Consider the following 12,299-nt stretch of genomic DNA (forward strand, 5'->3'; position numbering starts at 1 on the left):
TAAGAACGGCCGTCCTGGCGTGGATTATGCCAAAATCGGCGGTCACGACACCTATATCAACTCTCTGGATGTCCGGATCTTAGGCTGCGCAGGCGGTTCCATGGTCCGTGTCAATGATAAATGCGTGGTAGACGTAGGCCCTCGTTCCGCTCATATCGCCGGCTGTGAATATGCATGCTTTATGCCGGAAGAAGAGATCGTTGATCCACAGATCGAAATGGTCAGCCCAAAGCCAGGAGATCCGGGCGACTATGTGACCCTGCGGTTAAAGAATGGAAAGCGAATCTGCTTTACCAATACGGATGCTGCAAACGTCCTGGGCCTTATTGATGAAAAATACTTTGCCCACGGCAATGCAAATTCCGCCAGAAAGGCTATGCAGCCTGTTGCTGATAAGCTAGGCATAACAGTAGAAGAACTGGCGACCCAGATTCTGGATAAGGACTTTGAAAAGATCAATGCCTGCATCAACTCTCTGGCTGAAAAGTACAAGTTAGATCATGACAGCATGAAACTGGTAGGCTGCGGCGGCGGTGCTGCTTCCCTGGTTCCTTACTGCGCCGGCAAGATGGGACTGCAGTACAGCATCCCGGAAAACGCGGAAGTAATTTCTTCCATTGGCGTGGCCCTGTCCATGGTTCGTGACGTGGTAGAGCGTGTGATTCCAAACCCAACACAGGAAGACATCCGTGAGCTGAAAAAAGAGGCGGCAGATTTAGCAGTCAGCTCAGGCGCTTCTCCTGATTCAGTAGAGATCCATATAGAGATCGACAGCCAGACAGGAAAGGTGACGGCCATAGCTACAGGATCCACAGAGGTAAAGACCACAGATCTTTTAAAGGCCTGCGAGGAGCCGGAGGCTTGCGAGCTTGCATTACAGGATTTCGGTCCCAAGATCTCCAATGTGGAATTGGCTGAGATGACAGACAAGTTTTATGTTTATAAAGGGGAAAAAGACGGTAAAACACCTCTGCGAATTGTAGACAGCAAGGGATTCATTAAAGTGCAGTGTTCCGACGGTGTTGTAGAGAAATGTAAGGTAAAGGATTACGAAGAGGTTGTAGAAAAGCTTTGGAAGGAAAATGCCGTGTTTAAGACGGATACCGTGCTGCGTCCGGATTTCTTTGTATGTTTCGGGCCCAGGGTATGCGACTACAGTGCAGTAGACTTAGAGCAGGTTATGCTTCTTATGAATCTGGACTTAGGAGACCGGGAGCCAGAGGAAGATGTCCTGATCATAGCTTCCGTACAGGAGATTTAATCAATTATGAAGAAGGAAGAGTTTCGGAATGCCCTAAAGCCCATTACAGATGGACTTTTCGGAAAGCAGAGGACAAGCGTATATGAGCGCCCCCACTTTGACGTACGTCCAATCGAGGACATGGTAAATGACTTAGCGGAAATCGAGCCGGTGGAATGGTATTCCTATGCATTTTCCAGAGAGCCTTTAAATGGAAGGTTTCACGAGGAGCAGCGAAAGGAATGGATGGAGAAAAGCCTGGCCTGCGGCAGAAAATATGCACAGAAGGTTTGTGAAAAGTACCAGACCAGGGATCCTAAGAAGCTGGCACAAGCCATGGGCATGGATATCTCCTTTCCGGAATTCCCGGAGAAAACCGACCGGGTGCTTTTCGCTGAATACAGGGTACCCAATAAAATCTGCATCTATATGGATGCGGTGAAAAAAGGGGAGAAGCTCTTTGGAAGGCCGGGGATTTCAGAATTGTTAGCAGAGGGGCTTGATATCAGCCGTCTTCTGCTGTCCCACGAGCTTTTTCATTTCGTGGAAGAGCAGTACAAACATGAAATATTCACGAAGACAGAAAAGGTCAGACTGTGGTCCTTTGGTTTTCTTCATAACGATTCCAACGTGATCGCTTTCAGCGAAATTGCGGCAATGGGGTTTGCCCAGGAGATCATGGGAATCACCTATTCCCCCTATATAATGGATGTGTTTTTGGTCTATGGCTATTCACCGGAAGAAGCCAGCGGACTTTACGAGGAGATGATGGTCTATGCGGGGAGAACGCCGCGTACCGCCTAAGAGAAAGCAGGAGAAGATATGAGTTTAAAAATTCCATTTGAGACAGTAAAAGAAACAGTAAAAAAAGCGTTGTTAAATGCCGGGCTTACCATGGAACAGGCTGAGACCTGCGCAACGATCCATGCCCAGTCCAGTGCCGATGGAGTAGAGAGCCATGGACTAAACCGAGTTCCCCGTTTTGTGGAATATGTGCAGAAGGGCTGGGTGGATCCAAAGGGCCAGCCGGAGCTTATAGGGGCCAGGGGAGCCGTCGAAAATTACGACGGACATTTAGGAATCGGCATTACCAATGCAATGTTTTGTGCAGACCGGGCCATGGAGCTTGCCAAGGAGCATGGGATCGGATGCGTTGCCTTGAGAAATACGACTCACTGGATGCGCGGCGGCACCTATGCCTGGAGAATGGCGGAAGCCGGTTTCATGGGCATGAGCTGGATCAATACGGAGAGCTGTATGCCTTTGTGGGGCAGTGATGAGCCGGGTGTTGGAAATAACCCGTTCTGCATTGCCATTCCAAGAGAGGATGGCCCGATTGTTCTTGATATGGCGATGAGCCAGTATGCTTATGGAAAGCTTGGAGTTTACCGTCTGGCAGACAAAAAGCTTCCATTCCCCGGAGGCTTTGATAAAGACGGAAACTTGACGGATGATCCGGGAGCCATTGAGGAGAGCAGAAGGATCCTTCCCACCGGATACTGGAAGGGAAGCGGCATGGCCATTGCGCTGGATCTGGCAGCAGCTCTTATGGCAAACGGAAACAGCGGTTTTGATATGGATGAGGAAGGAAGAGGAAGCTGCACCGGTTGCTGTCAGATTTTCATTGCTTATGATCCATATCTTTTCGGAACAAAGGAAGAAATCCAGGAAATGCTTAACCGGCGTGTTGCTGCAGCGGATGCGAGCCATCCGGAACGGGAAGGCGGCCAGGTTACCTGTCCGGGAGAGCGGACCATTACCGCCAGGGAACGCAGCATGAAGGATGGCGTATCCGTGGATGAAACTGTCTGGGCTCAGGTGGTTGCCATTTCAGAAGGTGATTTAGATACAAAGGATATTGCAAGCAAATAAAAAGGAACTGCTCCCCCTGGGGAGCAGAAGGGAGAAAACTTATGCTTTTTTCTAATATTTCAGTGGCAGAAACATACGATTATCTGGAAGATAAATTCCGGGCGGCCTATGGGTGGCTGAGGGAAACGGATATCCATTCTTTACCGGCAGGAAGCTATCCGGTCATGGGAGACATTGTGGTGGCAAATGTACAGGAATACACCACATTTCCTGCTGAGCAGGGATCCTTTGAGACCCATGAGAAATATTTTGATATTCAGTACATGGTTTCCGGAAGGGAACAGTTCGGCGTCTGCAAAAGAGACGGCTTAAAGGTAAAGGAGCGGATCGAGGAAAACGATGTGATCTTCTATGAAGAACCGGAGTTTAGCGGAAGCGTTCTGCTGGAAGAAGGAGATTTAATCATTGTGGCCCCTGAAGATGCCCATAAGCCCCGCTGCGCGGCAGGAAATCCCTGTGATGTAAAGAAGGTCGTAGTTAAGATCGCTCTTTAAAAAATAAATCTGTCCGGCCTTTAGATAACTCAGGCCGGACAGAAAACGTTAAATGATATTCATGGTCAAAGGCATCATAAGGTGATTGATCAGAACCTGATAGGCCTGGAGGCCATCCCCTTTTTTCAGATGCTGGTAAAAGGTTAAATGCTCTTCGTAGGTCGCCTGTGCACGGCCTGCGACGGTCAGGGCATTGGCAGTAGTCAGATGTATGGTATAAAGAAGGCGCTGGAACAGATGGTCAAATTCGCTGTTCTCAGCGAAATGGACTAAAAGCATATGGAACTGGTGGTCCTCTTCGGTAAAGGACTCCGGGAAGTTCTTTGCGGTGAGAGCGGTTTTCTGCCTGGCAAGGGATTCTTCCATATCCTTTAAGAGCTTATGAAGCCGTTTTTTGTCCTCGCAGACTGCAGCCAGATGGACACAAAAGCCTTCAATGGCGCAGCGGACCTGGATGGATTCCCGCATGGTCTCCTTGTCCAGACGCCGGATCATGAAACCGCGGCTGGGAATGATGGTGATATAACCTTCCTGAGAGAGATACTGAAGTGCCTCACGCAGAGGGGTCCGGGAGATCCCCAGTTCCTTTGCAAGTCTGGTTTCTGAGTACAAAACCTCTGAGTCCAGGGATTTGGAAAGGATCTGTTCTTTAATTGTATGATAAGCCTGATATTGCAGGGAACCGGTATCGTTCATGAAAGACTCCTGTCGTTTTTGGAAATACCAGACAACCTTGTCTGGCTATAAGTGTTACGGAAATTATCATACCTGAAAAGAACCATGAAGTCAATAAAAAATGATTGACCGGTATACCGGTATACTGGTATAATAAATGGAGAAAGAAAAAACTATTTTTTAACACAGGAGGTACAAACAATGAGCGCATTTGAACTGGGAAATGGGTTAAGAGTCATTGATTTAACAAAGCAGCTGGATCCTGAAACCGAGACAAGAAGGTGTCATTTATTCCGTTTTAACACAGGTGGTCCAATCCCGGATTTCCACACCATTATGGACTTAACCAGCCATTTGGGCACTCATGTGGAATGTCCTTATCACCACAACGATAACTGGACAGACGTACAGGGTCTGCCGATCAGCACCTTCATGGGCCGTGCGATCCTTGTAAACATCGATCATATGGAGCCTAACGGCAAGATTAAGGGAGAAGATTTAGAAAAAGCCTGCGGCGACCGCATCAAAGAGGGGGATATTGTAATCCTGGATTCCCCACGCAAGCTTCCTCCGTTCACTCCTGCGTCTAACACGAAAGAGGATGAGCGCCTTTTCATCTGCCGTGAGACAGCAGAGTGGTTAAAAGAGAAGAAGGTAAAATGCGTTGGCTTTGGCGACGGCGTTTCCATTGAGAGCAACAATGAGGATGTATGCGCATTCCACGATGTTCTGATGGAGGTTGATGTGGTATTCTTAGAGGTATTAAAGAATTTAGAAGAGCTGACCACTGACACATTTTTCATGTCCTACGCTCCGATTCCGATCAAAGGACTGGATTCCTGCCCGATCCGCGCATATGCCATCGAGGGAATTGCGGAATTTTCCAAATAATAGAGGTAAAATTTATGAAGATTGCTGTTATAGGGGCAGGGGCCATGGGTTCCATTTATGGTTCCCGTTTGTCCCTGAACAATGAAGTATATATGGTAGATACGGCGCCTGCAGTTGTGGAGCACATTCAACAGGAAGGGATCAAGCTTCTGGAGGATAACGAGGAGCATGTTTACCGTCCCAATGCTGTTACTTCCACAGCGGGTATGGAGCCTGTGGACCTTGTCATTCTGTTCGTTAAATCCTTATATTCCAAAGCAGCACTGGATACAAACAGAAGCCTGATCGGTCCTGGGACCTACGTGATGACCTTGCAGAATGGTTCCGGCCACGAGGATATCCTGGAGGAGTTTGTTTCCAAGGATCATATGGTCATCGGTACCACAGAAGACAATGGCGCAGTTTTGGGCCTTGGCTATGTGAAACGAGGCGGCACAGGCAATACCAACGTAGGAATGTTGGTGGAAGATAAAGCGCAGTTCCTTCCAAGGCTGAAAGAAGCTTTTGAATGCTGCGGCTTTCGGGTAAATATCCATTCCAATATCCAGCAGCTTATCTGGAACAAGCTTTTTACGAATGTATCATTAAGTGCGGTCACAGGCATCCTTCAGGTGGATATGGGGTATATCGCATCCAATGAACATGCCTGGAATATGACGGTCCGCCTGATTAAAGAGGCGGCTTCCGTGGCTCGTGGTCTGGGCCTTCATGCAGATGACGATGAGATCATGGAAAAGGTGAAGAAGACCTCGGAGATGTCTCCTAACGGCTGCACCTCCATCCGTGCAGATCTTCAAAATGGACGGAAAACAGAAGTAGATACCATCAGCGGCTCCGTAGTAAGGGCTGCAAAGAAATGCGGCATTCCGGTACCGACCCATGAGTTCCTGGTGGAAATGGTACACGCTATGGAAGACAAAAGCCGGTAACAGGATATAGGAAGAGGCTGGTTTTCCGCCGCAGGGTGTATGCGCTGCCGGATACCGGCCTCTTTATCTTTGGCAGCCGGACCTAGAGAAGAGGTTTTATACATGTACAGGGGAAAAGTCAAATGATAAGGGGGATTACAAATCATGAAGAAATTATATGTTGCTTCCATCACTCCGTTTCAGGAAAATGGAGAAATCAATGAATCCGCTGCAAGGAAGCTGTGGGAGAGAAATATTTCAGAGGGAGCGGATGGATTCTTTATCGGGGGAAGCTCGGGAGAGTGCTTTCTTCTGACCAGAGAGGAGAGGGTCCGTTCCTTTGAACTTGCTTCAGAATATGTAAACCGTGCGGATATATTCGCTCACGTAGGATCCATCAGTACGGAGGAAGCTGTATTCTATGCGAAAAAGGCAAAGGATATGGGCATTGGGAATATTGCGGCGACTCCTCCGCTTTACTTTGGATTCTCTGAGAAAGAGATCGCAGGATATTACTACGATATTGCAGAGGCAATCGGCCAGCCGGTTCTCTATTATAACATCCCATCCAGCACCCACAGAGAGCTGGAAGTTTCCCATCCGGATATTCAGGCGCTTTTAAAATCCGGTGCAATAGGATCTGTAAAGCATACCAATCTTAATCTGCTTCAGATGGAGCGGATGAGGAATATAAATCCGGATATTAAGTGCTTCGGAGGCTTTGAAAGCTGTATGGTAGCTTTCCTTGCCTTTGGCTGTGACGGCTTCATCGGAAGCAGCTTTAATTTTATGCTGCCCCAGTTTAAGCATGTGATGGACCAGTATCTGGAAGGAAAGGAGGAGGAAGCCAGAGTCCTCCAGACCAAATGCAACAATATCCTGGATGTGCTTTTAAAGAACGGATTGTGCGCGAACCTAAAGTATATCGTTTCCAGCCAGGGTATACCGTCCGGAGAAGTGAGAAAACCTATGCTGCCTCTGACGCAGGAGAAGAAGGACGAGATGGATCAGGTGCTTAAGCAGTATCTGGAGATCCGCTAGTGCTCTTTGGATACAAGCCACCGGAATCAGGTTCAAAATTATAAAGGAGATATAAGACTTATGAAAGCGGTACAGATTGTAAAACCTTATGAGTTAAAAGTCATTGATGTAGAAATGCCGGTAATGGACGAAAAGAATAACGTGCTGATTAAAATGACCGCTGCAGGAATCTGCGGCTCCGATGCAGGTATTTACCATGGGACCAATGCTGCGGCTGCCTATCCCAGGATCATTGGGCATGAAATGGTGGGAAAAGTGGCGGAAATCGGCTCCTCTGTCAAGAATTTAAAGGTGGGTGACCGTGTGATCATCAACCAGGTGACAAGCTGCGGCCATTGTTATCCCTGCCGGATCGGACGGGGCAATGTATGCGACCATCTGGCTGTACGCGGCGTTCACATTGACGGAGGCTACCGTGAATACATGGCCGTACCGGAGTCAGACTGTTATGTACTTCCGGATTCCCTTTCTGATGAAGACGCTGTTATGATCGAGCCTGCCACCATCGGCATCCAGTCCTGCACCCGTGCAGAGTTAGACAAGGATGACATGCTTTTAATTTACGGCTCAGGCGCTCTTGGCAGCTCCATATTAAAGACCGCCCGTTTGATCTGTGACCATATCATTGTTGCGGACATACAGGATGATAAGCTGGAAACCGCTAAAAAGAACGGGGCTGCTTATACGATCAATCCCTTGAAGGAGGACCTTCAGGAAAAGGTAAAGGAATATACTCACATGAGGGGAGCCACAGTTTCCATAGATGCCGTTTGCAGCAAGGATTCCCTGACCCAGCTTCTCCAGGCTACCGGAAACGCCGGCCGGGTCATGACCATGGGATTTTCTACGTCTCCTACGGAGATCACCCAGTTTGCCATCACCTCTAAGGAGCTGGATGTAAGAGGCTCCCGTCTGCAGAATAAGATGTTTGGAAAGGCCATTGAACTGATCAATGAGGGAAAACTGGATCTTAGCGGTTCTGTTTCTCATACCTTCCCCCTGATTCGCGCCCAGGAGGCGTTTGATTTTGTGGACAGCCATGATCCGTCCATTCGTAAGATCGTTCTAACCTTTGATTTTTGATCACAATATATCTCCAAATAAATCAAGCGGCTCCTTCTGCATTTAAAACAGAAGGAACCGCTTTTTCTTATCTTCCTGCGCGTGCAGCGCATCCATAAGATATTCATAGATACGCGTCATGGCTTCCGGCTCAACCCATTCAGGAGAGTCCCGATAGCCGCCGTGCATGGTGCTTGATACATCCATCTGGCTGAGGATCATGTCAAACTCAGGGGGATGACCTAAAAATCCACTGCCCAGATTGGAAAGGGCATTTAAATACTGAATATCCCAACGGGGAATTGAGGCTATGCTGATCGCAGGAATTCGAAGTCCGGAGAAAGAGGCTTCGTCACTCTTCGGCAGAAATTTCACCAGGAGGCCGTTGTGGGCTGTCAGGATTTCCTTGCTGCAGAAAGTGCGTACAGACTCTTTTTTTGCATTCCCCCGGTCATAGACTGCAATGGTATCGCCGTAACCGCATACATCCAGATTAATCACACCGGTAATTGCCTGGCGGTCCATTTGGCTGACATAATGACGGCTTCCCGTATTGCCTGCTTCCTCTCCGTCAAAAAACGCAAAACGAGCAGGGAAGTTTTCGGCACGGAGGGCCTTGGCAAGAGCGATCAGGAGGCACAGGGCAGCAGCATTGTCATTGGCCCCAAAGCTTCCGTAAACCGCATCGTAATGGGCGCAGAACAAGAGGCTGGGCCTGCTGTCTTCCGGAGAAATTAAATAATTGACGATTCCTCTGGGAGCATTGGGTGAGGGAGCTTCTTCCTGGCGTTCAAAGGGCAGGTGTTCCTGCTCCAGGATCCGTTCCAAAGCCATGCGGCGCAGGTCAGGATCCTTCATGGAAAGTTCAGTCAGATATTTGTCCAGGCCCATGATCATTCCTCCTGCCGGGCGTCACAGGGGAGGCAGCTTTCAAGAGGCACTTTTATAACGATCTTGCGGATCGCCGCAGGGCTGTCTCCGGCCTGGATGGCAGGGATATGGACATCCCAAGGGAAATAAATGGCATAGGAGCCTGGAACCAGATGGATCCGTCCCTCCGGAGCCTTAGGATCATTGCAAAAGAAAAGAATGTCCCTGGGAGTGTCAAGAAGATCCTCGTCCACCTGCCCGGTTTCATCCTTGCTGTAAAAACCGGCCTCTTCCGGACCGCCCTTGGCAAGAAACTGTACATCAATGTTTTTTCTATGAATTTCCGGACGAAGGTTCTCCCGGCCTTTTGTGTCTAAATCAAGGACCTGCAGAATAACGGGCAGGCCGTCCAGTTCTATATTAAATACCCCTGGTTCATGAGCTGCCATATCGTTGTCTTTTAAAAAGCGGATGGCGCTACGCAGGGGAGCCGGCAGCACGGCAAGCTGTTCCTCCAGCATGGGTTTATAAATGTTTCCGAAAATCATGGGAATTCCTCCTGTTTTATGGATTATTGGATTCTTTCATCTGCAGGTCGCCTGTTACTGCATGGCTGTTAAGCCTCCGTCCACACCAAGGATCTGGCCGGTCACAAAGGAGGCGGCATCGCTGCATAAATACAGTGCGGCAGCAGCAATATCCTCTTCACGGCCGATGCGTCCAAGAGGGATGCGGTCTGTCAGCTTTTCTAAAAAAGCAGGATCATCCAGCTGGAATGAGTTAATAGGCGTCCGCACAAAGGTGGGTGCGATGGCATTGCAAGTAATGCCGTATTTTCCCCATTCACAGGCCAATTGCTTTGTATACATATTGGCTGCGCCTTTGCTGGTGCAATAAGCGATATAATCCTGTTTTGTACCGATAAAGCCCTTTACGGAAGAGAGGTTGACGATACGCCCATACCGGTTGGGAATCATGAAACGCTTTCCTACCCCGCGGGTTACCGTGTGAATTCCTTTTACATTTAAGTCCATTACCTGATCAAAGGTATCTTCATTATAATCCTCCGCCGGCAGCAGACGGTTCATCCCGGCACTGTTAACCAGGATATCGACGCGGCCAAATGCCTTGTCCACCTGATCAAGCATCTCTGCCACGTCATCCCGGTCGCGGATGTCGCAGCGAAGGGAAAGGAAGCTGCGGCCAGCCTGTTTTGCCTCTTCCTCAAGTTGGGCGGCTTTTTCCGGATGCCCGCCGCATACAGCCACATCAGCTCCATTTTGCAGGAAGGCTCTTGCAATGGCGCTTCCCAGACCTCCGGTTCCTCCCGGGATCAGGGCCTTTTTTCCTGCCAGTGTAAACATATTCTGATAGATATCATTTTTCATAAAGAAGCCCTTTCTGTTCCTGTAAACTGGTATCTGTCTGTCCTTTATTATTTTCTATAAAATAGTCCGGATAGCGTTCTTTTAAAGGCGATATTAACAAAAGGATCCGGGCCAAATGATGATGGTAAATTGTACACGCCCGGTCCGTATCCCGTTCTGCAAGCGCATCAGTAAGCGCAGTTAAATCCCTGAGAAAATCTTCCGTTACGGAAGCATCGGAAGCAGATAAGTAGAGAAGCCTTTGTAAGTCCATTCCGGCTTTCTGGACGGGTTCCCAGATAAAGTCCATCTTGCCCGCCAGATCATAAAGCAGATGATAATATTCGGTGATCAGCCGGACGGACTGGGATAGGTCCTTTTGGGCCAGATAGTCCTCCTGCTGCATCAGGTTATGATAAAGAATATCAAACTGAGGCCGTTTCACTTTTCGGATGAAGATGTTTTGAAGCATAGCTGTCCCAAGCTGCTTGTTAATCCATAAGGTTTGCTCAATCCGGTTAATGTCAATTCTGGATACAAAGGCTCCCTTTTGGGGGATGATGTCCACCAGATTTTTACGGGAAAGCTTGTAAAGCGTATCATGAACCGGCGTCCGGCTTATGCTCAGCGCATCTGCAAGTTCCACCTCGTTCATCTTACGGCCTGGGGGCAGATGAAGATTCAAAATGAAATGCCGGATAATCCGGTATGCATATTGGCGTGCATCTTCCGTATGTCTCCGGGGCGGCAATTTTTGAAACGGTATGAGTGACATGTAAAACTCCGTTCTGCCGCCTTGACTGGCGGCACAAATCAAATAAATAACGCCATGGGCGTTGGTGGCTGTCCTGTGCTGCCATCAAAAATTAAATAAGGCTTGTCTGGTACATGGTTTTTATATGAGTACCAGGTAAGGACAGGAATGAATGGAAATTTGTATGCAATATCTATCTATATTTTATCATTCTTTGCTGAAAAAAGCTACTGAATTTGATGCTGCAAGTGCCGGGAGCGAGCCAGCGATTATGCCTGTAATCTGCGGGCAGCCTGCTCCATATGTCTGCCGTCTGTACCGCAGCAGTCTCCCAATATATTCCTGCTGCTTCCGGCAGCGCAGGCATAATTCCGGTATAAAGGAAGTCAGCTTTTGCCTTAGGGAATAAGCCTGCCTGTCATAGACTGGCGAGAGTGTGAACGATTTATTGTATGTGGATTATAAGTAATAGTATATAACAAAAGATGGGAGAAGTCGACTTTATTCGGACTGTGGCTTTTATGTCCAAAAGAGTTGAAAACAGAAGGGATTCAAGGAAATATATAGTACAAAACAACAAAAAAAATGAGATTAACCTCTTGCATTAATTAAAAACATATGATATAATTCCTGTGTTGCAGCAAATGAATAAAATTTTTAATTTATATGCGCGAGTGGCTCAGTTGGTGGAGTACGACCTTGCCAAGGTCGGGGTCGCGGGTTCGAGTCCCGTCTCGCGCTCTTTTTATTTGTAGCGAAAACCTAGATTTTATCAGGGTTTCCGCTATTTTTTGATTTTTGTAAATGTCTTTTTCGGGGTAGACCGGGGTAGACATTAAACGGCTAAAGCTTTTTCCATATCGGATTCATTTTCTATGCTGGTTTTCCGGTTGAAACAGTAGTTTTTTAGGGTGGTGCGCTCGTCCTCATGACCGACTTGTTTTCGTATCTCATTGATATTAATGCCCCCATCGAGCAGCGATGAAATATAGGTCTTTCTAATCGTATGAAGTCCTTTCTGCCTGATATTGATATGGTCGCAGTATTTACGGATACGGGTATCAACTGCCCGGGGATTGATTCGCTTTCCACCATGGATAAATAGGAAGCCATCATCATAGAAGC

Annotated in this window: 14 protein-coding genes and 1 tRNA gene; 9 read left to right on the forward strand and 6 right to left on the reverse strand. The window is 48.0% G+C overall.

What is annotated here, in order from left to right:
• The 4 genes from RT269_RS27940 to RT269_RS27955 form a co-directional block, all read left to right on the forward strand.
• The coding region (locus tag RT269_RS27940; RefSeq protein WP_313187624.1) for a hydantoinase/oxoprolinase family protein at positions 1 to 1,261 on the forward strand (1,261 nt) is incomplete at its 5' end.
• Between the two features lie 6 nt (positions 1,262 to 1,267).
• On the forward strand, positions 1,268 to 2,044 hold the full coding sequence (locus RT269_RS27945) for a hypothetical protein (protein WP_313187626.1): 777 nt from the start codon (positions 1,268 to 1,270) through the stop codon (positions 2,042 to 2,044).
• 18 nt (positions 2,045 to 2,062) lie between these two features.
• Positions 2,063 to 3,112 (forward strand): 3-dehydro-L-gulonate 2-dehydrogenase, encoded by a 1,050-nt coding sequence (yiaK, locus tag RT269_RS27950; RefSeq protein ID WP_313187627.1) that lies wholly within the window; start codon positions 2,063 to 2,065, stop codon positions 3,110 to 3,112.
• 41 nt (positions 3,113 to 3,153) lie between these two features.
• Positions 3,154 to 3,606 (forward strand): YhcH/YjgK/YiaL family protein, encoded by a 453-nt coding sequence (locus tag RT269_RS27955; protein ID WP_313187629.1) that lies wholly within the window; start codon positions 3,154 to 3,156, stop codon positions 3,604 to 3,606.
• Positions 3,607 to 3,654: 48 nt separating this feature from the next.
• Here RT269_RS27955 and RT269_RS27960 read toward each other — a convergent pair whose 3' ends face one another.
• Positions 3,655 to 4,302, reverse strand: coding sequence for a GntR family transcriptional regulator (locus RT269_RS27960; protein WP_313187631.1), 648 nt, complete (start codon positions 4,300 to 4,302; stop codon positions 3,655 to 3,657).
• A gap of 180 nt (positions 4,303 to 4,482) precedes the next feature.
• Between RT269_RS27960 and RT269_RS27965 the strand changes: the two genes are divergently transcribed.
• From RT269_RS27965 to RT269_RS27980, 4 genes are all read left to right on the forward strand, one after another.
• Positions 4,483 to 5,172 carry a cyclase family protein gene (locus tag RT269_RS27965; protein ID WP_312426156.1) on the forward strand — a complete coding sequence of 230 codons (690 nt, stop codon included), beginning with the start codon at positions 4,483 to 4,485 and terminating at the stop codon, positions 5,170 to 5,172.
• 14 nt (positions 5,173 to 5,186) lie between these two features.
• A complete protein-coding gene (locus tag RT269_RS27970) occupies positions 5,187 to 6,101 on the forward strand; it encodes a ketopantoate reductase family protein (RefSeq protein ID WP_313187632.1) in 915 nt (304 codons plus the stop codon).
• A gap of 144 nt (positions 6,102 to 6,245) precedes the next feature.
• Positions 6,246 to 7,121, forward strand: coding sequence for a dihydrodipicolinate synthase family protein (locus RT269_RS27975; RefSeq protein WP_313187634.1), 876 nt, complete (start codon positions 6,246 to 6,248; stop codon positions 7,119 to 7,121).
• Between the two features lie 60 nt (positions 7,122 to 7,181).
• Positions 7,182 to 8,204: a zinc-binding alcohol dehydrogenase family protein gene (locus RT269_RS27980; protein WP_313187635.1), complete on the forward strand. Its 1,023-nt coding sequence runs from the start codon at positions 7,182 to 7,184 to the stop codon at positions 8,202 to 8,204.
• A 42-nt stretch (positions 8,205 to 8,246) separates the two neighbouring features.
• Here the strand turns inward: RT269_RS27980 and RT269_RS27985 are convergent, their stop codons facing one another.
• Genes RT269_RS27985 through RT269_RS28000 form a run of 4 tightly spaced genes read right to left on the reverse strand, consistent with a single transcriptional unit; the run spans position 8,247 to position 11,195 of the window.
• Positions 8,247 to 9,074 carry a M28 family peptidase gene (locus RT269_RS27985; RefSeq protein ID WP_313187637.1) on the reverse strand — a complete coding sequence of 276 codons (828 nt, stop codon included), beginning with the start codon at positions 9,072 to 9,074 and terminating at the stop codon, positions 8,247 to 8,249.
• Positions 9,075 to 9,076: 2 nt separating this feature from the next.
• Complete coding sequence (locus RT269_RS27990) at positions 9,077 to 9,601, reverse strand: YhcH/YjgK/YiaL family protein (RefSeq protein ID WP_313187639.1); 525 nt, start codon at positions 9,599 to 9,601, stop codon at positions 9,077 to 9,079.
• Between the two features lie 54 nt (positions 9,602 to 9,655).
• The gene (locus RT269_RS27995) at positions 9,656 to 10,441 is read right to left on the reverse strand and encodes an SDR family NAD(P)-dependent oxidoreductase (RefSeq protein ID WP_313187641.1); all 786 of its coding nucleotides are present in this window, start codon (positions 10,439 to 10,441) and stop codon (positions 9,656 to 9,658) included.
• A complete protein-coding gene (locus tag RT269_RS28000; RefSeq protein ID WP_313187643.1) occupies positions 10,431 to 11,195 on the reverse strand; it encodes a GntR family transcriptional regulator in 765 nt (254 codons plus the stop codon). The genes RT269_RS27995 and RT269_RS28000 overlap by 11 nt, the downstream gene beginning before the upstream one ends.
• A 647-nt stretch (positions 11,196 to 11,842) precedes the next feature.
• On the opposite strand from RT269_RS28000, the gene RT269_RS28005 reads away from it, so the two are divergent.
• Positions 11,843 to 11,915 (forward strand) — tRNA-Gly (locus RT269_RS28005).
• A gap of 94 nt (positions 11,916 to 12,009) precedes the next feature.
• On the opposite strand, the gene RT269_RS28010 is transcribed toward RT269_RS28005, so the two are convergent.
• Positions 12,010 to 12,299: tyrosine-type recombinase/integrase (locus RT269_RS28010; protein ID WP_313187645.1), on the reverse strand; the 290-nt coding region annotated here is incomplete at its 5' end.

The sequence above is a fragment of the Lacrimispora sp. genome, assembly GCF_032078915.1.
Classification (GTDB): domain Bacteria; phylum Bacillota; class Clostridia; order Lachnospirales; family Lachnospiraceae; genus Lacrimispora.

Excerpts from the sequence above, each read along its gene's own strand:
- RT269_RS27945 (WP_313187626.1), top strand. The coding sequence starts at position 1,268 with ATGAAGAAGGAAGAGTTTCGGAATGCCCTAAAGCCCATTACAGATGGA.
- yiaK (WP_313187627.1), top strand. The coding sequence starts at position 2,063 with ATGAGTTTAAAAATTCCATTTGAGACAGTAAAAGAAACAGTAAAAAAA.
- RT269_RS27955 (WP_313187629.1), top strand. The coding sequence starts at position 3,154 with ATGCTTTTTTCTAATATTTCAGTGGCAGAAACATACGATTATCTGGAA.
- RT269_RS27960 (WP_313187631.1), bottom strand. The coding sequence starts at position 4,302 with ATGAACGATACCGGTTCCCTGCAATATCAGGCTTATCATACAATTAAA.
- RT269_RS27965 (WP_312426156.1), top strand. The coding sequence starts at position 4,483 with ATGAGCGCATTTGAACTGGGAAATGGGTTAAGAGTCATTGATTTAACA.
- RT269_RS27970 (WP_313187632.1), top strand. The coding sequence starts at position 5,187 with ATGAAGATTGCTGTTATAGGGGCAGGGGCCATGGGTTCCATTTATGGT.
- RT269_RS27975 (WP_313187634.1), top strand. The coding sequence starts at position 6,246 with ATGAAGAAATTATATGTTGCTTCCATCACTCCGTTTCAGGAAAATGGA.
- RT269_RS27980 (WP_313187635.1), top strand. The coding sequence starts at position 7,182 with ATGAAAGCGGTACAGATTGTAAAACCTTATGAGTTAAAAGTCATTGAT.
- RT269_RS27985 (WP_313187637.1), bottom strand. The coding sequence starts at position 9,074 with ATGGGCCTGGACAAATATCTGACTGAACTTTCCATGAAGGATCCTGAC.
- RT269_RS27990 (WP_313187639.1), bottom strand. The coding sequence starts at position 9,601 with ATGATTTTCGGAAACATTTATAAACCCATGCTGGAGGAACAGCTTGCC.
- RT269_RS27995 (WP_313187641.1), bottom strand. The coding sequence starts at position 10,441 with ATGAAAAATGATATCTATCAGAATATGTTTACACTGGCAGGAAAAAAG.
- RT269_RS28000 (WP_313187643.1), bottom strand. The coding sequence starts at position 11,195 with ATGTCACTCATACCGTTTCAAAAATTGCCGCCCCGGAGACATACGGAA.